This is a genomic window from Allosphingosinicella sp., from assembly GCF_059502505.1.
Map to the genome: position 1 here is coordinate 100190 of NZ_JCACEU010000015.1, position 22601 is coordinate 122790.

Sequence of the window (22601 nt, forward strand, 5' to 3'; positions counted from 1 at the left end):
GGTTGCCCTTTGGCGTGAGCGGCCTAGAAGACCCGGCGGGGAAGGGCAGATCGGGGCGCATTTCGCGCCGCAGGAAATGTTCGAGGCGGTGACCTGAGTCAGGAAGTCCAAAGTTTTATCCGTTCCACCTTCCGGTCCGTCTGGTCGCTGGAGCTGCTGATTTTTCTTCGCAACAACGGCGATCGCTCGTGGACGCGCGATGAGATGGTGGCGGGGCTGAGGGCGAGTGACTCGATCGTGGCGCAAAGCCTGGACTCGCTCGTCGCGGCCGGGCTGGTGGCGACCGAGGACGAAGGCAAGGCGCGATATCTCCCCGCCTCGCCGGATCTTGATCGGCGCGCGGCCGAAGCCGAGGCCTTCTATGCCAAGAGCCCCGACGCCGTGCGGCGGATGATCGTCATGTCGGCCAATGAAGGGCTCACCGCCTTCGCCGACGCCTTCAGGCTGAGGAAGGATTGATGCTGCACGAATTCTTCCCGACGGTCGTATACCTGCTCTGTTTTGCAACGAGCAGCGCGTGCGCGTTCCTGCTCTGGCGCAACTATCGGCGGACCGGCGCGCGGCTGCTGATGTGGAGCGCGCTCTGCTTCCTGTTGCTCGCCGCCAACAACCTGCTCGTCGTCGTCGATCTGGTGCTGCTCACGGAGGTTGTGACGCTGCAATTGCCGCGGGTCGTGGTGTCGCTGGGCGCCGTCGCCGTGCTGCTGTTCGGCTTCATCTGGGACATGGAGGAATAAGTGACGGAATCGCCGGACCTTTATCTCTTCCTGTCGGGCACGGTCGTGGCCGGCTTCATCGTCGCGGGCCTGTTCTTCCTCCGCTTCTGGAAGCGGACCAGAGACGGTCTGTTCCTCGCTTTCGCGTTCGCCTTCTGGTTGCTTGGCCTCACCCAGGCGCTGCTCGCGCTGTCGGACTTCCCGGTAGAGGAGCGGAGCTGGCTCTATCTCCTGCGTCTCGCCGCCTTCTCGCTGATCCTGGTCTCGATCTTTTTCAAGAACCGCACGGCCCGGCGCGGCTAACGCCAGAAGGGGCCGGCTTCGACGAGGCGGCGATAGGCTTCCTCCGATGCCGGGATCGGATCCTGGCCGTCCCCGCTGCGGTCGATCCAGCGGCCGGCACTGCGCATCAAGGCCTTCCCGTTGGGGTGGCCGGTGAGCAGCGAGCCGAGCAGATCGCGCGCTGTCTCCAGGTCGTTAAGCTCGCCCAGATGCTCCTGCACGTCCTCGAGCGCGGCGGAGAAGGCCTTACGCCGAGTGGTCGCCTCCTCCCGCGTCTCCAGTGATGCCAGGAACTCGACCGAATAGCGCAGCTTCTTCACCTCGATGCGCAGGCTGTGGAGCGGCTCGGTATCCAGGGTCGCGAGGTGGCGGCCGCCCTTCTTCACCTTGCTCCATCTCTTGTCGAGCCGGGCGCGGCCGAAAGCGGCGAGCCACTGGCGCGCCGGTTCGCTGCTGCGCCAGTCCCCGGTCTCAATCCAACCCACCAGGTCCAGCATGAGCCGGCGCAGGCGCAGCGAGGCGAGCGCCTCGAGCAAGGTCGTGTAGGCCCGTTGCCGTGCCGCCTCCAGCCTGCGCCTCAGATCGCGGTCGGCGGCAGCGGCATGCTTGCCGTGCGGGACCCGCTTCAGGAGGACGTCGAGATTGCGCGCCTCGCCGAGCTGGTTGGTGAACCAACGCACCTCCTCGCGCAGCTCGTTGAAATGCTGGTCGGCGATCACGGGACGGAAGAAGGTGAAGGCGGACCTCAGCCGGCGCATCGCGACGCGTGCCTGGTGCAACGCGGCTGGGTCCTGCGCCGCGATGACGATCTCTTCGTTCAAGCGGAACTGCTTAAGGCACGAAGCGGCGATTGCGGCAAACCCCTCGGCCGCGTCCATCTTGGGGGAAAGCTCGATCCGCTCGGCCTTGGCCACTTTGCCCGCCATGCCGTCGAGCAGCCTGTAGCCCCGCTCTGCCTTGGTGAGCACGCCGAGGCGCATGGGTGCGCTCTCACCGAGTGACCGGGCAAACCGGATCAGGGCATGGGGCGTGCCGCCCTTCAGCTCGAGCTCCAGTTCGGCGATCCGCTCGCTCGCCTTGCCTCCAGTGACCACGCCCTCGTCGAGCGTCACTTCGATGTCGGCACCGTCCGCCGTGGCCAGCCAGGTGGTGCGTTCCATGTCCGAGCGGATCAGCGGCTTCAGGCCCTTCCTCGTCTTCTTGGTGAGGCGGGCGCCGAGCGGCGTCGCGGCGGCTTTATCGAGGTCGGGCTCCGACCCCTCAATTTCCTCCTCCCATTCCGGCCGGTCGAACATGCCGGCCGATTCGTGACCCTGCCGCTTGATGGTCTGGATGAAACGGCCCTTGGATTCCCGCACTCGCAACGAGAAGCCGGCGGCGCGGATGGCACCGTCGCGCGTGTCGAAATAAGTGGAAACCTGACGGGCCACCTTCACCGGCAATGCGTCCAGCGAAGGATGCGTCCGGAGCAGCGCTGCGCCCCCGTCGTCGAGCACCAGCTTGAGTTCGATCTCGCGGTCCCGCCTCACCGGCGACGCGCCCCATTGCAGCAATGCTCCGCCATCACGTCCTGCTTTGCTTTCCCGGTCGAGAGTCTGCTGCATGGATTGAGACAGTTTGATGACGACCGCGCTCCTTTAAGGATGGCGGCGCCGTGTAGCCAGCATTTACGCCATCGCCGGCTCGGTGACAGGCGGCCTGTCGGCGTGGTTTACAAAGTCTTAAAGCTTAACCTTCGTGTCGCCCGAATTGCGGTCGTTGGCCCGCTTTTTGCCTCGTGGCGCGCATGATCCGCAAAATCGCCCGATTGTTCATGATCAAGACCAGGCTGGAGGCGTTCGCTGTCATCTACGCGCTGGCCGTCGGCGCCGTCGGTCGCGGCTTTCATTATATGGACGTCTATCCGGGATTCGCGGGCTATCTGTTCTTCGCCGCCTGCAGTGCAGCGGTGTTCATGGCCGGCGGCAAGGTCCTCGATTCCGTCCAGCGGCCGCGCAAGGCGTCCGAGGAGCGCCGCGATCCGGCCCGCGACCGCCGCGCGCCAGCCTCGGCCGGCTGACCCTCTTCAACTGCCGACGTTTGCAGGCTAATCCCCCGAAGGGGTGCGGTGGCCGAACGGGTGAGTGTTGAACGTTTCACTGCTCTATCTCAGCCGGAGCAACCTCCGGCTTCCGGATGAAGCCGGCGCGGTGGACGCGATCGTCGCCACCTCCCTCTCGCGAAATCCGGCCTTGGGGGTGACCGGCGCATTGGTCTTCACCGAAAGGCAGTTCGCGCAATATCTGGAGGGTCCGGCCGACGGGGTCCACACGCTGATGGACAGCATCCGCCGCGATCCACGCCACGCGGATGTTCGGGTCATCTTCGAGAAGCCGCTTCACGCCCGGCGCTTTCCCACCTGGGCGATGGCCTATGCCGGGCCCTCCACCTTCGTCGCCGGCCACGTCCTGGCGCTTGGCGAGGCAGGCAGCCCGAACCAGGAAGCGAAGGCCGCCGATCGGCTGATCTCGTTGATGCGGCAATTCGTGGAAGCACAGCTCATCGAGCAGCAGCGCAACGCTGCCAAGGGCACTTAGGCAAATTCCCCAACCTTGGCGGATTTCGCCAATTCTGAGCGCCACGGCAGCCTCTTCAGTGCCGTCTTTGTCCTCATATTTCGCGAAAATCCGCCGCTCCCGTGACTTGGCACGCCTCTTGTAAATCTACCGGCAACACCGCCCGCAGAGACGGTGAGTTGGGAAAAGTTTCAGATTTCAGGGGACGAAGACAATGACCGGTTTCGACAAGATCGAGCTTCAGCGGATTGCGGTGGCCATGTTCGGCGCGCTGGTTCTGGCGACGGCTTGTGTGGGCGCGGCGGTCGCGCCGGCGGCTGCGGCCACCCACTGCGCGGTGGTGGGCTATGCGCACGCCTCGCAATTTTCGGATCTGGCGAACGCGTGAAGCGGAAAATTTGAACGGGAGCAGGGACATGAAGAAGGTTTTCCAACTCGACAAGCGCAATGGCAAGCTGATGGGCGTCTGCGCCGGCATCGCCAATCATACCGGCATCGATGTGACGCTGGTGCGCATCGCGGTGGTCGTGGTGACGCTGGCCGGGGCCTTCCCGTGGACTTTGGTCGCCTATGGCGCCGCGGCCTGGCTGGCCAAGCCGAAGAGCGAGCGCTTCGACGAGGATTATCATGTGCCGGCATCGGCGCCGCGCCTCTCCACCCACGAGGTGCGCAGCCAGATGCGCGACATCGACCGCCGCATGGCTGAGGTCGAGACCTATGTGACGAGCCAGAATAGCCGGCTCGCCCGTGAGATCGAGGAGCTGCGCTGAGCGCGGGCTCCCGAACGCCAGGAGACGAGAGATGAGCGAACCCATGACCATGATCACAGTGGCGAGCTTCGGCCTGATCGGCCTCACCATCGCCCTCTTCGCCGGGCTTAAGGGCTGGCAGGGCTGGCTGGACCTGAAGCGGCTCGAGCTCAGCGGCGCCCAGGCCCATCAGTCGCGCTCCCCCGCGATGGAGCGGATCGAGATCGCGGACCTGAAGGAGCGTATCCGCAAACTGGAAACGATCGCCGCCTGCGTCGATCTGTGAGGTTTATCACCCCGGAGGTGATCCGGGGTGCACCTCCTTCATTCACTGAGGTAGGTCAGCCTGCGATCCTGCCTTTCGTCACCGTCCGCCGCGGGCCGGACACATGCCAGATGTCGCCGAAATCCCCATGCGTGAGCGGCGCGGGCCGTGCTCCACCCAGCGCTGCCACGATATCGGGCACGGTGTTGCTGTGGCCGACGATGAGAGCGGGATTGGGCGATTTCACGATCTCCGCGATCAGGCCGGGCGTATTGCGCGGATCGTAGACGACGGGCGTGAGCCCGAGCTTGGCGGCGAGCGGCGCCGCGGTCTGGCGGGCGCGCTTGGTATCGCTGACGAAGATCACGGCCGGGGGCTCGCCGGTGAACCAGTCGGCGAGCAATTGCGCATGCCGCTGTCCCTCCGGCGTCAGGTCCGGGTCTGCCGCCCCCTCGGGCGTGTGCAGGTGCCGCATCACGTAGAAATCGGGTCCCGGCTGCGGCACGGGCGGCAGCATGCATGCCCCGACGAGCAGCAGCATCAGCGGCAGGATCAGGCGGAAAAGCGGCATTTCAGGGCTCCGACGGCGTGACTTGGTTCCTGCTGTTCGCCGATCCGGGACAGGTCTGCAACCCGCATGTCACAAGGGGTGCAATGGCCAAAAGAATCCATTAGGAGCGCCGTCATCGACGACAAGACCGGCGCGCGCCTGGGGCGGGGCGTGACCGAGAAGGACAGGGTAGAGGATGACCAGCGATACGGAGCGCCGCAACCGACCGGCGCTCGCACTTCATGTCCCGGAGCCCGAAGCGCGGCCCGGCGACGAGGTCGATTTCAGTCACATCCAGATCCCGCCCGCAGGCAGCGTCGCCCGACCCGACATCAGCGTCGCTCCCGCCGAGATCCGCGATCTTCCCTACACCCTCATCCGCGTGCTCGACGAGGAGGGGAGGGCGACCGGCCCCTGGGATCCGCGGCTCGACGCCGATACGCTGAGGCGGATGCTGCGCGACATGATGATGGTGCGCGCTTTCGACGACCGCATGTATCGGGCGCAGCGGCAGGGGAAGACCAGCTTCTACATGAAGTCGACCGGCGAGGAGGCGGTCGCGGTCGCCGCCGCCCATGCGCTTGACCGGGAGGATATGTGCTTCCCGACCTATCGCCAGCAGGGCCTGCTCGTCGCGCGCGATTATCCGCTGACGGACATGATGTGTCAGATCTACTCGAACAAGGGCGATCCGCTCAAAGGACGCCAGCTGCCGATCATGTATTCCACCAAGGAATACGGCTTCTTCTCAATCTCCGGCAACCTCGCCACCCAATATCCGCAGGCGGTCGGCTGGGCGATGGGATCGGCGATCAAGGGCGACAGCCGCATCTCCGCCGCCTGGATCGGCGACGGCGCGACGGCCGAGGGAGACTTCCACAATGCGGTCACCTTCGCCGGCGTCTACCGCGCGCCAGTCATCCTCAACGTCGTCAACAATCAGTGGGCGATCTCGACCTTCTCCGGGATCGCCGGCGGCCAGCTCACCACCTTCGCGGCGCGCGCGCTCGGCTACGGCATCCCCGGTCTTCGGGTCGACGGCAATGATGCGCTCGCGGTCTACGCGGCCACCCACTGGGCCGCCGACCGCGCGCGCTCCAACTTGGGGCCGACCCTGATCGAGCATTTCACCTATCGCGTCGAAGGCCACTCGACCTCCGACGACCCCACCGCCTACCGTCCCAAGGGCGCCGGCGAGAAATGGCCGCTCGGCGATCCCGTTGCGCGCCTTCGCCAGCATCTGGTCGGCCTCGGCGAGTGGGACGAGGAGCGCGACCGCCAGCTTAGCGAGCAGTTGGACGCCGAAGTCCGGGCTGCGCAGAAGGAGGCGGAGCGGCACGGCACGCTCCAGTCCGACCCCTATTCCGAGATTTCGAGCATGTTCGAGGACGTTTTCGCCGAACTTCCTTGGCATCTTCGCGAGCAGCAGGCCCAGGCTCTGGCCGAGGCGGAGGCGAAGCGCGCATGACTGCGATGAACATGATCCAGGCGCTGAACTCGGCGCACCATGTGATGATGGAGAAGGATCCGAACACCGTCGTGTTCGGCGAGGACGTCGCTTATTTCGGCGGCGTCTTCCGCGTCACCGAGCATCTCCAGAAGAAATTCGGCAGCAGCCGCGTCTTCGACGCTCCGATCGCCGAAAGTGGCATCGTCGCGACGGCGGTCGGCATGGCCGCTTATGGCCTGAGGCCGATCGCCGAGATCCAGTTCGCCGACTACATCTATCCCGGCTACGACCAGATCGTCTCCGAAGTGGCGCGGATGCGCTACCGCACCGTCGGCGAATGGCCGATGCCGCTCGTCATCCGCTCGCCCTATGGCGGCGGCATCTTCGGCGGCCAGACGCACAGCCAGAGCCCGGAAGCGCTGTTCGCGCACGTCGCCGGTCTTAAGGTGGTGATCCCGTCCAACCCCTATGACGCCAAGGGCCTGCTTATCTCGGCAATCGAGGACGACGATCCGGTCGTCTTCTTTGAGCCCAAGCGCATCTACAACGGGCCCTTCGACGGCTTCTACGAACGCCCCGTCACGCCCTGGGCCAAGCATCCGGCGGCCGATGTCCCGGATGGTCACTATACCGTGCCGATCGGCAAGGCGGCGGTGGCACGGGCAGGGGAGGCGGTGACCATCCTCGCCTACGGCACGATGGTCCATGTCGCGATTGCGACTGCCGAGGCCGAGGGCATCGACGCCGAAGTGATCGACCTGCGCACCATCGTGCCCGTCGACATCGACACGATCGAGGAGTCGGTGAAGAAGACCGGCCGCTGCGTCATCCTCCATGAGGCGACCCGCACCTCCGGCTATGGCGCCGAGCTGTCGGCGCTCGTCCAGGAACGTTGCTTCTATCATCTCGAAGCGCCCGTGCAGCGCGTCACCGGCTGGGACACGCCTTATCCGCACTCGCTCGAATGGGCTTATTTCCCCGGCCCCGTCCGGCTCGGCCTGGCGCTCAAGAAAGCATTGGAGGACTAGGTGGCCCGCTACGAATTCAAGCTGCCCGATATCGGCGAAGGCATTGCCGAGGCCGAGATCGTCGCCTGGCACGTCAAGGTCGGCGACACCGTCAAGGAGGACCAGCAACTCGCCGACATGATGACGGACAAGGCGACTGTCGAGATGGAGAGCCCGGTAGCGGGTCGCGTGCTCGAAGTGGCAGGCGAGGTCGGCGACCAGATCGCGATCGGATCGGTGCTCGTGGTGATCGACACGGATGCCGATGCATCGGCTGGGGAGGCGGCGCCGGAGCGGCACGACAGCGTCGCCTTCACCGACGGCCTTGTCGAGGAGCGGCCCGAGCTCAGCGAAGCGGAGCCGAGCATGGGCGAGCGCCGCGACGGGGACCGCCGCCAGCTCGACCGCCGCTCCGAGGAGCGCGATGAGCCCGACCGCCGCCAGGGTGAACGCCGCGACCGTCCGCCGATTGAGGGCGACGCCCCGCGCGGCGGCGACAGGCGCGATGACGAACGGCGGGTGGTGGACGAACGCCGCTCGGAAGAACGGGACGAGGGCGATCGCCGCGGCGAGAGCCGCCGCGGCGGCGAGAGGCGCGACGAAGACGCTGGTGCCGAACCTGCCAAAGCGCATCGCCAAATTCTCGCGTCGCCTGCCGTTCGGCAGCGCGCGCGTGACCTCGGCATCGATCTCGCCGGCGTGAAGACGACCGGCGATCGTGTCCGCCATTCGGACCTCGACGCGTACCTCCTCTACAGCGGCGGCTCGGTGCCTCGTTCCGGCGCTGCCCGGCGGGAGGACGAGACGATCAAGGTCGTCGGCCTGCGACGCAAGATCGCCGAGAACATGCAGGAGGCGAAGCGCCGCATCCCGCATTTCACGCTGGTGGAGGAATTCGACGTCACCGCGCTCGAACAGACCCGATCGATGATGAACGCCGATCGCGGCGGCAATCCCAAGCTCACCATGCTGCCCTTCCTGATCACCGCCATGTGCCGTGTGCTGCCGGATTATCCGCAGATCAACGCGCGCTACGATGACGATGCGCAGGTCATCACTCGCTCGGGCGCGGTCCACATGGGCATGGCGACGCAGACGCCGAACGGTTTGATGGTGCCGGTGATCCGCGACGCGGAGAGCCGCAGCGTCTGGGACATCGCCTCGGAAATCCTCCGCCTCGCCGAGGGCGCCCGCACCGGCAAGGCCGCGCGCGAGGAGCTTTCAGGCTCGACCATCACCCTGTCGAGCCTCGGCCCGATGGGCGGCATCACCTCGACGCCAGTGATCAACCGCCCCGAGGTCGCTATCATCGCCGTCAACAAGGTCGAGGAGAAGCCGGTCGTGGTCGCCGGCAAGATCGAAATCAGGAAGCGGATGAACCTCTCCCTCTCCTGCGATCACCGCGTCGTCGACGGCTGGGACGCCGCCAACTTCCTCCAGGATCTCAAGAAGGTGATTGAGAGCCCGCTGAAGCTGCTCTCGATGGGATGATGCGAGCGCCCTTGCCAGAAGCGGCGGCAGCTGTATTATTCGGGTAAGTCACAGCTGTTGAAATGACTGCGGGGAGGGGCCGGATGAGCACGGAGATCATTGAAGGCCGTGCCGACGAGCGGTTCGGTATGCTGATGGAGCGGGCGGACCTGACGACCGAGACGCTCGAGGCGCTGCTGCGCTCCGGCTATCGGAGCGAAGGCATGCGCCGCACGATCGGCGAGGGCATTCTGCTGCATCATGATCGCAGCGGACCGGACCTCGTCCTCTATCCAGACGGTTCGCTCCATCCTGTCGGCGTCTACCAGCAGGCGGCGCTCGGTCATGTGGCGCCACAGGAGCGCCCGGCGCGCGCCTTGCGCAAGCTCGTCGCCACCGCGGCCAAATGGATAGTGATGCTGGCGCTGGCTTCGAGCATCTGCATGCTGTCGATCGCCTTCTGGCTGGCAGTTCTCGAAGGGTTCTGAGCCTGCGCCCGGGGAAGACCCGCAATTCGCCCTTAACTTTGCGGCAACCATGCCGGGCAAGCGCACCTTAAGATTACTGAAGGATTTTCCACCGACTTCGGCAGGATCAGCGGAGTAAGTGGATGTCTCTTATCACGAGCATATTCGGGCCGCGCCCGACCCCGACTCCAACTCCGCGTCCGACCCCGACGCCCAGTCCCGCGCCGACACCGACACCCACGCCGGCTCCCGCGCCGACGCCGACGCCGTCGCCTACTCCGACGCCTACGCCCGCTCCGACACCGACACCTACGCCCGCTCCGACGCCGCCTACCCCGGCGCCCGCTCCGGCCTCGCCCAGCGCGCCCTCTACGCCGATCGGAAGCACGCCTGCGCCGGCAACGCCGGCCGCCTCGTCATCGCCGCCAGTGCCGAGCGAGCCGCCGCCGGCAGTGCAGATCACTGTCATGCGCGATGCGGTTCGCCAGGCCGTGATCGACGCGCGATCGCCCGCTCCTTCCGCAGACTGGCTCAATCTTCCAGTGGTGGCGCCAAAAGAGACTGTGAGCGATGAGACGGTGGCGCGCTCGAAGGCGGAGATACTGAAGGAAGCTTCGCAGGCGATGGTGGCGCAGGCCAACCAGACTCGCGACAGCGTGAAAAGCCTGCTTCAGGCCACGGACTGATCCCTCAGGTTCGACGAGGCGGACGGGCTGCGCTCTTCCACCTCGGTGAACTCGAACGGGCACACGTCGCCGTACCGCAAATAGGCTTGGCCCGCGGCGAGGGCGTCGGCCAGCGCTTCCTCGCGGCTGCGCCGCCAGGGACCTTTCAGGACCGGAGTGACGTAGCGGAAGAAACCCATGATCGTGGCTGCGGCCTATCTGTCGGAGGCGGGCCGGAGGCTGATTGGGGTGTCGCGCCTCCGACCCTGAGCCGACAGGGAGGCGACGGCCGTGCTGCCCTGCTAGGGCCGTAGGGGAATCCGCGAAAAGGGGCTCGGCGCACAATATGTGCGCCTCGCGCTCACATCCACTTCAGCACGCCCATCCGCGTCAGCTCGTTGGCGAGCCGCACGACGCCGTCTAACTGCCTTCGCACGAGTGTCAGCGAAACATCGCGCTGAGCGAAGCCCGGCGCGAAATTGATGGTGCCGTCCTCCTCTCTTGTCAGCAGCCCCTGCTCGATCAGGGCCTTGACCTTGCGGCGGGTTGTTTCCCGGTTGATGCCGGTGGCGCTGGAGATGGAGCTGACATTGCACCGCGCCAGCCGCTCCGGCGTGATCGCCCGCGCCAGCTCCCGCTCCTCGGGCTTGAGCTCGGTGCGCAACAGCCGCTCGGACGTGATCGCGACCACCGCGATCAGGATCATGGCGCCGTCATAATCACTGACGTCCTGCTTCCAGTTTTCCATGCAGCGCATCGTGAACAGCGCCATGGTGATGGCTGTCAGCCGGCTGGCCCCGCGGGCCGCATCTTCGTCGACGACAAGAGGCATGTCTCGCCCGTTCGTGTGCGACGCTGGAACGAAGCCGGAGTGTCTCACGGCCGAGCCGAAACGGCAATCCTTCTCGCGGGGCTTGCCGGCTCCCTGTCGGTTGCATTCGTTTCCCGCTAAGGAGCGCGTCATGCTCAAGAAGACCTCGCCGGATCTCGACGCGCTGCGGCTCCTCGACGATCGCCTCCGCTGGCTGAGCGCCTGGACGATCCACCACGCCAACCATCTCCGTGAAAGCAGCGACGGGCTGAAGGTGGGCGGCCATCAGGCGAGCTGCGCGTCGATGACGGCGATCATGGCCGCGCTCTATTTCCATGCGCTGGGGCCGAACGACAAGGTGGCGGTGAAGCCGCATGCCGGGCCGGTGCTTCACGCCATCCACTATCTGCTGGGGACGCAGAGCCGTGAGCAACTCGAGAATTTCCGCGGCTTCGGCGGAATGCAATCCTATCCCAGCCGCACCAAGGACAGGATCCCGGTCGATTTCTCGACGGGCTCGGTCGGGCTCGGCGTCGCGATCACCGCCTTTGCCAGCCTGGTGCAGGACTACCTCCTCGCCCACGGCCTGATGCCGCCGGAAGAGGCGGGGCGGATGGTTGCGCTGATGGGCGATGCCGAGCTCGACGAGGGCAATATCTACGAATGCCTGATCGAGGCCTACAAGCACGACATCCGCAATTGCTGGTGGATCGTCGACTATAATCGCCAGTCGCTCGACGCGACGACGGCCGAGCGGATGTTCCGCCGCTTCGACGACATCTTCGCCGCCTGCGGCTGGCGCGTCGTCACGCTGAAATACGGCAAGCAGATGGAGGCCGCCTTTGCGGAGCCGGGCGGGCCGGAACTCAAGGCTTGGATCGACGAGGTCGGCAACGCCGATTATGCGGCGCTCACCTATCTCGGCGGCGGCGCCTGGCGCGAGCGGCTCTTGAAGGATGCGCCGGCGGTGAAGCCGATCCTGGAGGCGCGCGACGACGAAGCACTGGCCGCGCTGATGACCAATCTGGCGGGCCATGACATGGCCTCGCTCGTCGAGGCGTTCGATGCAGCGCAGGACGACGTGCCGACCCTGTTCATCGCCTATACGGTGAAGGGGTTCGGACTGCCCTTCGCCGGTCACAAGGACAATCATGCTGGCCTCATGAATCCCGGTCAGCTCGCCGCTTTGCGGGAGCGCATGGGGATTCGCGAGGGCGAGGAATGGGAGGCCTATGCGGGGCTCGGCGGCAATGCGGCGGAGGCGCTGCGCTCCATGGTCGAGAACAGCCGGATTGCGAGAGCGAAGCGGGATCGCCCCTGGAATGTCGCGGACGTGCCGGCGATCGCCACTCCCGCAGGGGAGGAGCAGTCCACCCAAGCCGCCTTTGGCCGTATCCTGCTCGACCTGAGCCGCGCCGGGGGCGGCTTGGCCGACCGCATCGTGACAACCTCTCCGGACGTCACCGTCTCCACCAATCTCGGCGCCTGGGTGAACCAGCGCGGCCTCTTCCGCCGGCGGGAGCTGGCCGACGTCTTCGCCGCGGCGAAAATCCCGTCGGCGCAGAAATGGGGCGCCACCGAAGCGGGCCAGCATGTCGAGCTCGGCATCGCCGAGAACAACCTGTTCCTGATGCTCGCGGCGCTGGGCCTTGCCGGCGATCTGTTCGGCGAGCGGCTGTTTCCCATCGGCACCGTCTACGACCCGTTCATCGCCCGCGGCCTCGATGCGCTCAACTACGCCTGCTACCAGGACGCCCGCTTCCTGCTGGTCGCGACGCCGTCGGGGGTGACGCTCGGCCCGGAAGGCGGTGCTCACCAGTCGATCAATCCGCCGCTGATCGCGCTCGGCCAGCCGGGCCTCCGCCATTACGAACCCGCCTTCGTCGACGAGCTGGCGCTCCTGATGGAGGAAGCCTTCCGGCTGATGCAGCGCCCGGACGGCGAGAGCGTCTATCTCCGTCTCACCACCCGGACGATCTGCCAGATCGAGCGCGCCGGCGATGCCTGGAAGGCAGGCGCCGTTGCCGGCGGCTACTGGCTCCGCGAACCCGCGCCGGGCGCCGAAGCCGCGCTCGTCTATTCCGGCGCCATCGCCCCTGAAGCGCTCGCCGCCTGGGAGGCGCTGAAGGACGACGTGCCCGGCCTCGGCCTGCTCGCCGTCACTTCCCCCGACCTTCTCCACCGCGGCTGGAGCGCAAGCCGGAGCGCGAGATGGGGAGGGAAGGGGAGCGGCCCTTCGCATATCGAGCAGCTGCTCGCGCCTCTCTCGCGCACCGCCGGGCTCGTGACCTTGCTGGACGGCGCCCCGGCGTCCCTTTCCTGGCTGGGCGGCGTTCACGGCCACCGCGTCAGCCCGCTCGGGATCGACCGCTTCGGTCAGACGGGTTCGCTTCAGGATCTCTACCGGGAATATCGCCTCGATCCCGATGCGATCGTCGAAGCCGCTGCCGAGCTGTTCCTCGACTGAGGAACAACCGCCTCCGTCCCGCGCTGTAGGCGAAACAACTTCGAAGGAGTCACTACATGATCGGCAAAATCGTCGGCGCGATCGCTGGCAAGAAGATCGCCGAGCGCTATGGCAACGGCCCCAAGGGCGCCCTGATCGGCGCCTTGTTCCCGATCGTCGCCAGGCGCGCCTTCGGGCCGCTCGGCCTCGCCGTCGGCGGCGCCTATCTCGGCAAGAAATATCTCGACAGCCGCAAGCGCCGCGCCCGCACGACCTACTGAGCTCAGGCGGCGGCGGTCCCGCCGCCGTCCACCTTCAAGAGCCAGATGGCCGCGACGAGCGCGAGCGTCGCGGCCACGCTCACCCAGGTGACGATCTTGAGGTTCATCGGCCGCAGCTCGGTGACCTTGTGCGTGTCGAGGCGGTCGAGCACCGCACAAGCGCGGCGCTCGGCAACGACGATCACATAGATGCCTGCCAGCAGGAACGCGGTCGCGATCGCCTTGGGCACCCATTTCGGCTCCATGGCCTGGAACAGGACGTGGAAGCCGAGGCCAATTCCAACGGCGGCGAATCCTGTCCGCAGCCAGCCGGCAAAGGTCCGTTCGTTGGCGAGCACCGTCCGGTCCTCGGCCATGTTCGTCCGGTCCTCAGCCAGCTTCTCCTTCTCGTCCACGCCGTGCACTCCTCTACTTTCCTGATCAACGCGGCATTTGTGCAACAGTGCCGGAGTGAATCCGCATCTGTGCGCCTCAGGGCTTTCCTGTCACGGCACTGAAATATAACCCCTCCACCGGGGCCGCGGACGGTTTCGTCGCACCGCCGATTCTTTGCGGAGCAGGCCGTCGGGTTGGCATTCCACGCCGAGGGGAATTAGTTACATCATGAAGAAGTTTTCGCTGTTTTGCGCGGCCGCCGCGCTTGCCATGCCTGCCGCGATCCATGCGCAGGCGATCACGTCGGTCGTCGAAGGCCAGGTCACCGACTCGGCCGGCGCGCCGCTCGCCAATGCGACGGTGACTATCACCGACACCCGCACCGGCGCGGCCCGCACGACCGTGACTGGCACCGACGGCCTGTTCACCGCTCGCGGCCTCACCACCGGCGGTCCCTACACCGTAACCGCCGTTGCCGAGGGCTATCAGGGCCAGACGGTTGAGAACATCAACACGACGTTGCAGGGCGCGACCTCGCTGACCTTCAACCTCGAGTCCGCCACGACCGCAGAGGCGGGCGAGACGATCGTCGTCACCGGCACGCGCGCCAGGCTGACCCAGCTTGCGGTCGGCCCCGGCAACTCCTTCGGCGCCGAGACCCTCGAGAACGTGCCGAGCTTCAATCGCGACATTCGCGACGTCATCCGCATCGATCCGCGCGTCAGCCTCGACCGGGACGACGGCGGCTCCGGCCAGGACCGCATCTCGTGCCTCGGCGGCAATGATCGCGGCAACAGCTTCACCATCGACGGCATTCCGCAGGGCGACATTTACGGCCTCAACGACACCGGCTTCGCCTCGCGCAGCTCGACGCCCGTCCCATACGACGCGGTCCGCGAGACCCAGGTCCAGTTCGCCCCGTTCGACGTCGAATATAGCGGCTTCACCGGCTGCGCGATCAACGTCGTCACCAAGTCGGGCGGCAACCGGATCACCGGCAGCGCCTTCTTCGAATATTCGAACAACGATCTGCGCGCCGACGACGTCGCCGGCCGCGCCGTTGCGCCCGTACAGCCCGAGAAGCGCTGGGGCGTGGCCCTCGGCGGCCCGATCATCAGGGATCGCCTCTTCATCTTCGGTGCCTATGAGCATCAGGAAGCCGGCCAGTCGCAGGACGAGGGTCCGACCGGCGCCGGCTATCCGAACCCGCAGACCGGCATCTCGGTCGATCAGTTCAACGAGATCTCCGACGTGCTGAGCTCGGTCTACGGGATCGAGACCGGTCCGCTGGTGACCAGCCGGCCGTTCAAAAACGACCGCTACTTCCTGCGCGGCGACCTTCAGATCACCGACGATCATCGTCTCGAGGCGACTTACCAGCGCCTCGAGGAATCGACGCTGCGCACGGACGACCTGTTCACCGGCAACTCGCCCCAGGCGATCGGCCAGAACACCTATTATGTGAGCGGCACCAAGTCGGATTATTACTCGGCTCGCCTTTACTCGCAGTGGGGCGATAACCTTTCGACCGAGCTGCGCGGCTCTTACTCGGACATTCAGGACCTCCAGGATCCGTTCGGCGGCGGTGAGGCCCAGTCCGACAACCCGATCCCGCGCATCATCGTCGCCGTCAACAATGCGACCGGCATCGACGGGTCGGTGCTGGCGGGCCCGGGCACGTCGCGTTCGGCCAACGATCTCAAGACCAAGCTCTATCAGTTCCGCGGCGTCGCGAACTATGATGCGGGCGATCACCAGATCAAAATCGGCGCCGAGGTGAACCACGCCGATCTGTTCAACCTGTTCGTTCAGAACGCCACCGGCACGCTCGTCTTCCGCAACGTCGACGACCTGCGCGAGGGCCTTCTCGCCACGGGCACGGGCACGAGCACGACGCCTGCCAATATCATCAATGGCGCGACTGCCGGCGCGCTCATCAACGCAACCTCCTCCGGCGACATCAACGAAGCGGCCGCGGAGTTCAAGCGCACCCTCTTCTCGGTGTACGCGCAGGATCAGTGGCGGGTCACCGAGCCGCTCGAGCTCACCATGGGCGTGCGCCTCGACTGGTTCCAGGGCGGCGAGCCGCGCTTCAACCCGAACTTCGTATCTCGCTACGGCATCACCAACACGGTCGGCTTCGACAATCTCGATCCGCTTGTCATGCCGCGCCTCGCTGCGACTTATGACGTGAGCGACTTCTCCGTCTTCGTCCGCACGCAGGTCCGCGCCGGTGTCGGCATCTTCTCGGGCGGCGACCCGCTGGTCTGGTTCGGCAATGCCTTCCAGAACAACGGCTTCGGCTTCGGTCAGGGCGTGTCGCCTGCGACCGGCTGCACGGGGCGGATCGACGTCGTGGTGGGCGGCCAGTTCACTGGCTTCCCGGACTGCGTGGTCGCTGAAGGTTCGGAACAGGCCGGTCGCGGCCTGGGTGACACGCAGTCGATCAACCCTGAGATCAAGGTGCCGAGCGTGCTCCGCGCGAATTTCGGTATCCAGACGGATCTCAACATGGGTGACGGCTTCTTCAGCGGCTGGCGGATCAATGCCGACTATATCTACAGCCGCTACCGCAACCCGATCACGATCGTGGATCTCTCGCAGACGCCGGCCGTGGTCGGCTCGCAGGCGCTCGGCCTCAACGGCTTCACGATCGACGGGCGCCCGATCTATCGTTCGATCGATCCGGACGCCGCGAACTGCAACGCAGTTCTGGTCGGCCTGAACCCGGCACCCGTCTACAACAACGTGACCCTGCCGTGCTTCACCACCAGCCGTGACGACGAGTTGCAGCTCAGCAACTCGAAGGGCTATCGCAGCCACGTCGCCTCGATCTTCCTGTCGAAGGCGTTCGATCGCGGGATCATCACCGAAGGCGGCGGCACCTTCTTCAGTGTCGGTTATGCCTATACCGACGCTCAGGACCGCCGGAACCTCTACAACTCGACGGCGGGTTCGAACTACGACCTCACCGCGGCATTCGATCGGCAGAATCCGGCGGCGTCGCGCGGCTTCTACGAAAGCCGGCATAACTTTACGCTGCGGACCACCTTTACCGAGCAGTTTATCAACGACCTCGATACGCGCTTCGGCTTCACCTTCGTCGCGCGTGCGGGCCGGCCGTACAGCCTGACCTTCACTGGCGGCGGCGTGTTCAACGACGACGCTTCGGGCAGCGACAATGCGCTAGTTTATGTCCCGGCGTCGGCAACGGGCGATCCGAACATCTCGCCACTGTCGAACGCGGCAGCGGTGCAGCAGCTGTATGACTTCACCCAGTCGCTCGGCTGCGCCCGTCGATTTGCCGGCCGCTCCATCGAGCGGAACACCTGCAACAACGACTGGTATTACGACCTCGACCTCACCTTCTCGCAGGAGCTGCCCGGACCGGGCCGCCTCTTCGGCGCCGGCATCGAGGACAAGATCCGGCTTTACGGCACGATCGACAACTTCCTGAACCTGCTCGACAGCGGATGGAACGTGCAGCGGCGCCGCAACTTCTCGGGCCTGCAGGATATTGCGGGTCTGGGCGGAGCCGGTGTCGATCCGCAGGGCCGCTACATCATCAACACCTTCACCGGCGGCTCGTTCGACGACGACAACCAGATCAACGTCAGCTCGTCGGTCTGGCGCATCAAGGTTGGCATCAGCTACGACTTCTAAGCCTGGCTGAACGCAAAAAGAGAGGCGGCGGGAGCGATCCCGCCGCCTTTTCTATTCGCCGGCCTCCGGGTCTTCGCCTTCGTCCTCGGGTGCGGGAGGCGGGGGCGGGGCGATGGTGGGGATTTGGCCTGGGGCGGGCCCTTCGTCGTCCTCGGGAAGCGGCTCGTCCGCCGGACCCACTGATCCGGTCGGGTCCGGCGCCTCGGCCGAAGGCTGGGTGGAGATCGTCACTTCGTCGGGGCCGATGGCGATGCCGACATCATAGCCGGTGTCGCCGATCGGGACCTGCACGTCTCTCGGCAGGGCGTCGATGATCGGCGTCAGATCCTCGGGCGGGGGCGGCACGCTGATGCGGGCGCCGGCGCGCGTGTCGACGGCGCGCGACATGAAGTTGCGCCAGATCTGGGCCGGCAGGCTGCCGCCGGTGGTGCGGCCCAGCGGGCGGTTGTCGTCGTTGCCTATCCAGACGCCGGTGACGAGATCGCCGGCAAAGCCGATGAAGAGGGCATCGCGGCTGTCCTGGCTGGTGCCGGTCTTGCCGAACGTGTCGATCGGCAGCGCTGCGCCGCGGCCGGTGCCCTCGCGGGTCACGGCCCAGAGCAGCTCCAGCATCATCTGCCGCGTCTCCGGGTCGAAGCTCCGCCGGCGCGACAGCATACGGTCATACCAGCTCTCGTCGACCTCCGGCAGTCCGCGTGGGCGCACGGGATAGCTGTTGCCCGCCACGGCGGCATAAGCGGAGACCATCTCGATCAGGCTCACGCCCGACGTGCCGAGCGCCAGGCTCGGCTGATTGTCGAGCTCGCTGGTGATGCCGAGGTCGCGCGCGGCGTCGATCACGTTGTTGCGCCCGACCCGTTCCGACAGCCGCACCGCGGCGACGTTGCTGGAGACGGCGAAGGCTTCTCTTAGAGTGATCAGCCCACGATACTTGCTCTCGTAATTGTCTGGCGACCAGGTGCCGATCTTCAGCGGCGTGTCCTCGACCATGCTCGCCGGCGACATGCCGGCGCGCAGGGCGGCAAGGTAGACGAACAATTTGAACGCCGAGCCCGGCTGGCGTTTGGCCTGGGTGGCGCGGTTGAACGGGCTGATCTTGTAGTTCTTGCCGCCGATCATCGCGACGACCCGCCCGTCCGGCCGCATCGCCACCAGCGCCACCTGCGCGCCGCCGACGCCCGCGCGGCGCACCGCATCGACCGCCAGCCGCTGAAGGTCGTCCTCCAGCGTCGTGACGATCGTGTCGCCGCCATAGCCCTCGGCGGCATAGGCACGCGCCTCCGGGAACACCCAGTCGGCGAAATAGGTGCCCGACGGCAGGTCCTTCACCGGACCGCGCTTCAGCCGCACGGTCGGCAGCTTCTCGGCTTCCTCGCCGGTCAGCACCCCCGCATCGACCATCGCCTGGACAACCAACTCGCCCCGCTCGCGCGCGCCCTTGATGTTGCGGGTCGGCGCGAGGCGGGAAGGGGCCTTGACCAGGCCGGCCAGCATCGCCGCCTGGCCAACCGTCAGATCCTCCGGCTTACGGCTGAAATAATGGTTCGCGGCGGCGCGCAGGCCGTAGACGTTGTCGCCGAAATAGACGCTCGACAGGTAGCGCGACAGGATCTCGTCCTTGCTGAGCCACCCCTCCAGCCAGAAGGCGAGCAGAAATTCCTGCAGCTTGCGGGCATAGGTGCGGTCGGAGGAGAGGAAGGAAAGCTTGGCGAGCTGCTGGGTGATCGTGCTGCCGCCCTCGACGACGCCGCCTTCCTTCAGGTTGACGACCGCGGCGCGCATGATGCCCCACGGGTCGACGCCGGTATGGTCGTAGAAGCGCCGGTCCTCGATCGCCAGGAACGCGGCCGGGACATGATCGGGAAGCTCGCGCACATCCACCGGCGCCCCGGTGACGGCGCCACGCCGGGCGATCGGCTTGCCTTCGGCGGAGAGCAGGGTGATGCTGGGCGCAGCGATCGGCTGGAGCGACTTCGAGAGCGGCGCGGTGACGAGCAGATAGACGAACAGCGCGGCGAGGAGGATCAGAAGGCCGATCGCGATCCTCTTGTAGAGGCGCCGATGCTCCGGCCGAAGCGGCGCTTCCTCGTCATAATTTCGCCCGTCGAGTGGATCGGCGGCGGGCAAAGCGGACGGATAATCGTTACTGAGCACCCGGAAGCATCTCCTCGGCGGAGCACGACTGCCTCGCCCCCGCCGGCCTGTGAACGAAGCGGCCCCGAAATTTGTTTCGCAGGCCGCACACGTGCCGAGAACATCATGAACGCACGCGAAACGGTCTTTGTCGCCCCTCTCTTCGCTCTTGGTTAGCGGCCGTTATTACGCTTCCGATCTCGTGCGGAATGATCCGTTCCTCCGCAATCGACCGCTGACCATGCGTGGATCACGTTGAGCTGTTCACGCAGGCGCGCGAGGCGGGCAGCCAGACCGGCCGCCCGCGGCGCGACTAAGCAGCCCTGGCAAGCCTTGTCTTCTCGCCCTGCAATTCTGTCCGAGCCAAACGAACGATGTTCCAGCCGCCGGAGATGCCGAGTGCGGCCATGATCGAGGCGACGATGATGTCCGGCCAAGCGGTGCCAGTGCCGAACACGCCGAGAGCCGCGGCCAGGACGGCGATGTTGCCGATCGCGTCGTTGCGGGAGCAGATCCACACCGAGCGCATGTTCGCATCGCCGCTGCGGAAGCGATAGAGGATCAGCGCCACGAAGACGTTCGCCGCGAGCGCCAGCATGCCGACTACGCCCATCGCCAGCGGCTCCGGCGTGCTGCCGATGCGGATCGCCCAGAGGCAGGCGACGATCACCCAGACGCCGAGCACCAGCAGGGTCGCGCCCTTGAACAGAGCGGCGCGGGCGCGCCAGACCAGCGCCAGTCCGGCAACGCCGAGGCTGATCGCGTAATTTGCGGCGTCGGAAAAGAAATCCAGCGCGTCGGCATAGAGGGCGCGGGAGTCCGCGGCGGCGCCGGCGGCCATCTCGATCAGGAACATGCCCGCATTGACGATTAGCGCGATCCAGAGCGCGCGCCGCCAAAGCGGGTCGATCCCGGCACTCTTCGCTTCATGCGCGCAGCATTGTTGGCCCACAAACGCCTCACCAGTTGAGAGACCCATATGGGGCGGGTCGTAGCCTTGGGGCAAGTGGTTGCGGTGGCGCGCTTCTTTCGGCCTCTGAAACGGGAAGCGCCCCGGTTCGATATCGAACCGGGGCGCCCCTTGCGCGTCACTGGCGGGAATGGTCGCGCGAGCTAAGCTTAACTGATGAGCTGCTCTTAGCGGAGCAGGCTCAGGACGCCCTGCTGGCTCTGGTTCGCCTGGGCGAGCATCGCCGTCGAAGCCTGGCTCAGGATCTGCGCCTTCGCGAGCTTGGTCGTCTCCGCCGAGAAATCGGCGTCCTCGATCCGCGAGCGCGCATCCGACAGGTTGGTGACGACGTTGGTCAGGTTGTTGACGACCGAGTCCAGCCGGCTCTGGCTCGCACCGAGACCGGCGCGGGCGGTGTTCACCGCGGTGAGGTTGGCATCGACGTTGACGATCGTCGCCGCGGCATTCGTCGTGCTGGTCACCGAGAAGTCGGCAGCCTCGAAATTGCCGCTGTTGAGGAAGGCCTTGGCCAGCGAGACCGTCTCGGTGCCCGCGCCGACCTGGATGGCGATATCGTCACTTGCCGTATCGGACGCCGCATAGTCGAACACCGCAACACCGTTGAACTTGGTGTTGGTGAGGATGTCGGCCATCTGCGCCTGGAGAGCCGAAGCTTCCGCGTTGAGGTTCGTGCGGTCGGCGGCCGAATAGGTGCCTGAAGCCGACTGCACGGCGAGCTCACGGACCCGCTGCAGCATGTTGGAGACCTCGCCGAGCGCGCCTTCGGCGGTCTGGGCGAAGCTGATGCCGTCATTGGCGTTGCGAACCGCCTGGTTCATGCCGCGGATCTGCGCGGTCATGGAAGAGGCGATGGCGAGGCCGGCGGCGTCGTCCTTCGCGGAGTTGATGCGCTTGCCGCTCGACAGGCGCTCCATGGCGGTCTGCAGCTGCTGATTGGCGACACGGCCGCCATTCTGGGCACGCAACGCCGAAGTGTTGGTGTTGATAATCATCGGAACATCCTTTGCCGTTCATGTGAGCGGCAGTCAGTCCGTGGCTGCCACGAAACAGGTAACGGCATCACGCTTTTGATTTTTATGAGATTTTCTGGATTCAGGATGGGTGCGCGGCTTTTACGGCGGATAGAGCTAGCATGTTGTTAAGCATGATCTGCCGCGGGAATGAGCCATCGAGCGGGCCTTAGTCCCGCCGCGAGCGTCTCGGCATTACTGGACCAGGGCGGCGGAGAAGGGGCGCGATTTCGCCTGCTCGTAGGCGGCTCTGAACGCGGCCGAACTAAACGGCTTACCGAGCGTGACGACGCCGGGGAGGGTGACCTGGAAGGGGTTGCCGGTGACGACGATGACCGGGAGCGCCCGTTCCGCGCAGATCGCGAGCACGGCGCTGACGCCGCTCCCTTCCTCGAGCCGCGCATCGACCGTGATCAGCTGCGGCTGTTGCTGGCTGGCGAAGATCACGGCTTCGCGTTCGTTCCTGGCGACGCCGACCGAGCCGAAACCGAGGTCGCGTACCTCAGCCTCGATCGAGGCGGCAATAAGCTCGTCATCCTCGATGATGAGCGCATGGCCGCACTGTTCGGCGGGCAGCGCGACCTGTGTGGTGTCCTGAGGGCTGATCACAACGGTCCAACTCGCGACCGCCCGCTTTGTTGCCGACCGAGCCGGACAGGCGACCGGTCTTGTTCAGGAGGCTGGCGCACCCGACAGGATTCGAACCTGTGGCCTCTGCCTTCGGAGGGCAGCGCTC

The 22601-nt window shown here is 66.0% G+C and carries 26 protein-coding genes; 16 read left to right on the forward strand and 10 right to left on the reverse strand.

Annotation, left to right across the window (positions count from 1 at the left end; genetic code table 11):
- Positions 1-237 precede the first annotated feature (237 nt).
- The 3 genes from AC5JBD_RS08140 to AC5JBD_RS08150 are packed head-to-tail and all read left to right on the forward strand — an operon-like array spanning position 238 to position 1019.
- Positions 238-459, forward strand: a complete 222-nt coding sequence (locus AC5JBD_RS08140) for a hypothetical protein (protein WP_495721292.1) — start codon at positions 238-240, stop codon at positions 457-459.
- A complete protein-coding gene (locus tag AC5JBD_RS08145; RefSeq protein ID WP_495721293.1) occupies positions 459-737 on the forward strand; it encodes a DUF5985 family protein in 279 nt (92 codons plus the stop codon). The genes AC5JBD_RS08140 and AC5JBD_RS08145 overlap by 1 nt, the downstream gene beginning before the upstream one ends.
- A complete protein-coding gene (locus tag AC5JBD_RS08150) occupies positions 738-1019 on the forward strand; it encodes a DUF5985 family protein (protein WP_495721294.1) in 282 nt (93 codons plus the stop codon).
- Here the strand turns inward: AC5JBD_RS08150 and AC5JBD_RS08155 are convergent.
- Positions 1016-2602 (reverse strand): CYTH and CHAD domain-containing protein, encoded by a 1587-nt coding sequence (locus tag AC5JBD_RS08155; RefSeq protein ID WP_495721295.1) that lies wholly within the window; start codon positions 2600-2602, stop codon positions 1016-1018. The two genes, AC5JBD_RS08150 and AC5JBD_RS08155, sit on opposite strands and share 4 nt — an antisense overlap.
- 182 nt (positions 2603-2784) lie before the next feature.
- Between AC5JBD_RS08155 and AC5JBD_RS08160 the strand changes: the two genes are divergently transcribed.
- The 5 genes from AC5JBD_RS08160 (at position 2785) to AC5JBD_RS08180 (ending at position 4588) form a co-directional block, all read left to right on the forward strand.
- Positions 2785-3057: a hypothetical protein gene (locus tag AC5JBD_RS08160; protein WP_495721296.1), complete on the forward strand. Its 273-nt coding sequence runs from the start codon at positions 2785-2787 to the stop codon at positions 3055-3057.
- 67 nt (positions 3058-3124) lie between these two features.
- A complete protein-coding gene (locus tag AC5JBD_RS08165; protein ID WP_495721297.1) occupies positions 3125-3574 on the forward strand; it encodes a BLUF domain-containing protein in 450 nt (149 codons plus the stop codon).
- 193 nt (positions 3575-3767) lie between these two features.
- Entirely contained in the window at positions 3768-3941 is a 174-nt protein-coding gene (locus AC5JBD_RS08170; protein ID WP_495721298.1) for a hypothetical protein, read from the forward strand.
- A 28-nt stretch (positions 3942-3969) separates the two neighbouring features.
- Positions 3970-4323, forward strand: coding sequence for a PspC domain-containing protein (locus AC5JBD_RS08175; protein ID WP_495721299.1), 354 nt, complete (start codon positions 3970-3972; stop codon positions 4321-4323).
- Between the two features lie 31 nt (positions 4324-4354).
- Positions 4355-4588 carry a hypothetical protein gene (locus tag AC5JBD_RS08180; RefSeq protein WP_495721300.1) on the forward strand — a complete coding sequence of 78 codons (234 nt, stop codon included), beginning with the start codon at positions 4355-4357 and terminating at the stop codon, positions 4586-4588.
- Between the two features lie 55 nt (positions 4589-4643).
- Here AC5JBD_RS08180 and AC5JBD_RS08185 read toward each other — a convergent pair whose 3' ends face one another.
- Positions 4644-5138 (reverse strand): phosphoglycerate mutase family protein, encoded by a 495-nt coding sequence (locus AC5JBD_RS08185; RefSeq protein WP_495721301.1) that lies wholly within the window; start codon positions 5136-5138, stop codon positions 4644-4646.
- 175 nt (positions 5139-5313) lie between these two features.
- Between AC5JBD_RS08185 and AC5JBD_RS08190 the strand changes: the two genes are divergently transcribed.
- The 4 genes from AC5JBD_RS08190 (at position 5314) to AC5JBD_RS08205 (ending at position 9532) form a co-directional block, all read left to right on the forward strand.
- Positions 5314-6585 carry a 3-methyl-2-oxobutanoate dehydrogenase (2-methylpropanoyl-transferring) subunit alpha gene (locus AC5JBD_RS08190; RefSeq protein WP_495721302.1) on the forward strand — a complete coding sequence of 424 codons (1272 nt, stop codon included), beginning with the start codon at positions 5314-5316 and terminating at the stop codon, positions 6583-6585.
- 5 nt (positions 6586-6590) lie between these two features.
- Positions 6591-7595: an alpha-ketoacid dehydrogenase subunit beta gene (locus AC5JBD_RS08195; protein WP_495721318.1), complete on the forward strand. Its 1005-nt coding sequence runs from the start codon at positions 6591-6593 to the stop codon at positions 7593-7595.
- A complete protein-coding gene (locus AC5JBD_RS08200) occupies positions 7596-9065 on the forward strand; it encodes a dihydrolipoamide acetyltransferase family protein (RefSeq protein WP_495721303.1) in 1470 nt (489 codons plus the stop codon).
- An 83-nt stretch (positions 9066-9148) separates the two neighbouring features.
- Positions 9149-9532, forward strand: a complete 384-nt coding sequence (locus AC5JBD_RS08205; protein WP_495721304.1) for a hypothetical protein — start codon at positions 9149-9151, stop codon at positions 9530-9532.
- A gap of 106 nt (positions 9533-9638) precedes the next feature.
- On the opposite strand, the gene AC5JBD_RS08210 is transcribed toward AC5JBD_RS08205, so the two are convergent.
- Positions 9639-9980 (reverse strand): hypothetical protein, encoded by a 342-nt coding sequence (locus AC5JBD_RS08210; RefSeq protein ID WP_495721305.1) that lies wholly within the window; start codon positions 9978-9980, stop codon positions 9639-9641.
- Here AC5JBD_RS08210 and AC5JBD_RS08215 point away from each other — a divergent pair.
- Positions 9979-10197, forward strand: a complete 219-nt coding sequence (locus tag AC5JBD_RS08215; protein WP_495721306.1) for a hypothetical protein — start codon at positions 9979-9981, stop codon at positions 10195-10197. The genes AC5JBD_RS08210 and AC5JBD_RS08215 overlap by 2 nt on opposite strands.
- On the opposite strand, the gene AC5JBD_RS08220 is transcribed toward AC5JBD_RS08215, so the two are convergent.
- Positions 10182-10376 carry a hypothetical protein gene (locus tag AC5JBD_RS08220; RefSeq protein ID WP_495721307.1) on the reverse strand — a complete coding sequence of 65 codons (195 nt, stop codon included), beginning with the start codon at positions 10374-10376 and terminating at the stop codon, positions 10182-10184. The genes AC5JBD_RS08215 and AC5JBD_RS08220 overlap by 16 nt on opposite strands.
- 161 nt (positions 10377-10537) lie before the next feature.
- Entirely contained in the window at positions 10538-11008 is a 471-nt protein-coding gene (locus tag AC5JBD_RS08225; RefSeq protein ID WP_495721308.1) for a hypothetical protein, read from the reverse strand.
- 130 nt (positions 11009-11138) lie between these two features.
- Here AC5JBD_RS08225 and AC5JBD_RS08230 point away from each other — a divergent pair, with 130 nt between their 5' ends.
- Positions 11139-13454: a thiamine pyrophosphate-binding protein gene (locus tag AC5JBD_RS08230; RefSeq protein ID WP_495721309.1), complete on the forward strand. Its 2316-nt coding sequence runs from the start codon at positions 11139-11141 to the stop codon at positions 13452-13454.
- 56 nt (positions 13455-13510) lie between these two features.
- Positions 13511-13714 carry a hypothetical protein gene (locus AC5JBD_RS08235; protein WP_495721310.1) on the forward strand — a complete coding sequence of 68 codons (204 nt, stop codon included), beginning with the start codon at positions 13511-13513 and terminating at the stop codon, positions 13712-13714.
- Between the two features lie 2 nt (positions 13715-13716).
- On the opposite strand, the gene AC5JBD_RS08240 is transcribed toward AC5JBD_RS08235, so the two are convergent.
- On the reverse strand, positions 13717-14109 hold the full coding sequence (locus AC5JBD_RS08240) for a YidH family protein (RefSeq protein WP_495721311.1): 393 nt from the start codon (positions 14107-14109) through the stop codon (positions 13717-13719).
- Between the two features lie 208 nt (positions 14110-14317).
- Between AC5JBD_RS08240 and AC5JBD_RS08245 the strand changes: the two genes are divergently transcribed.
- Positions 14318-17752, forward strand: coding sequence for a TonB-dependent receptor (locus AC5JBD_RS08245; RefSeq protein ID WP_495721312.1), 3435 nt, complete (start codon positions 14318-14320; stop codon positions 17750-17752).
- A gap of 51 nt (positions 17753-17803) precedes the next feature.
- Here AC5JBD_RS08245 and AC5JBD_RS08250 read toward each other — a convergent pair whose 3' ends face one another.
- The 4 genes from AC5JBD_RS08250 to AC5JBD_RS08265 all read right to left on the reverse strand — a co-directional run bounded on the left by AC5JBD_RS08250 (position 17804) and on the right by AC5JBD_RS08265 (position 22474).
- Positions 17804-19906 carry a transglycosylase domain-containing protein gene (locus AC5JBD_RS08250; RefSeq protein WP_495721313.1) on the reverse strand — a complete coding sequence of 701 codons (2103 nt, stop codon included), beginning with the start codon at positions 19904-19906 and terminating at the stop codon, positions 17804-17806.
- A 292-nt stretch (positions 19907-20198) separates the two neighbouring features.
- Positions 20199-20837, reverse strand: a complete 639-nt coding sequence (locus AC5JBD_RS08255; RefSeq protein WP_495721319.1) for a cation efflux transmembrane domain-containing protein — start codon at positions 20835-20837, stop codon at positions 20199-20201.
- Positions 20838-21022: 185 nt separating this feature from the next.
- Positions 21023-21847, reverse strand: coding sequence for a flagellin N-terminal helical domain-containing protein (locus AC5JBD_RS08260; protein WP_495721314.1), 825 nt, complete (start codon positions 21845-21847; stop codon positions 21023-21025).
- Between the two features lie 213 nt (positions 21848-22060).
- Complete coding sequence (locus tag AC5JBD_RS08265; protein WP_495721315.1) at positions 22061-22474, reverse strand: response regulator; 414 nt, start codon at positions 22472-22474, stop codon at positions 22061-22063.
- Between the last annotated feature and the right edge of the window lie 127 nt (positions 22475-22601).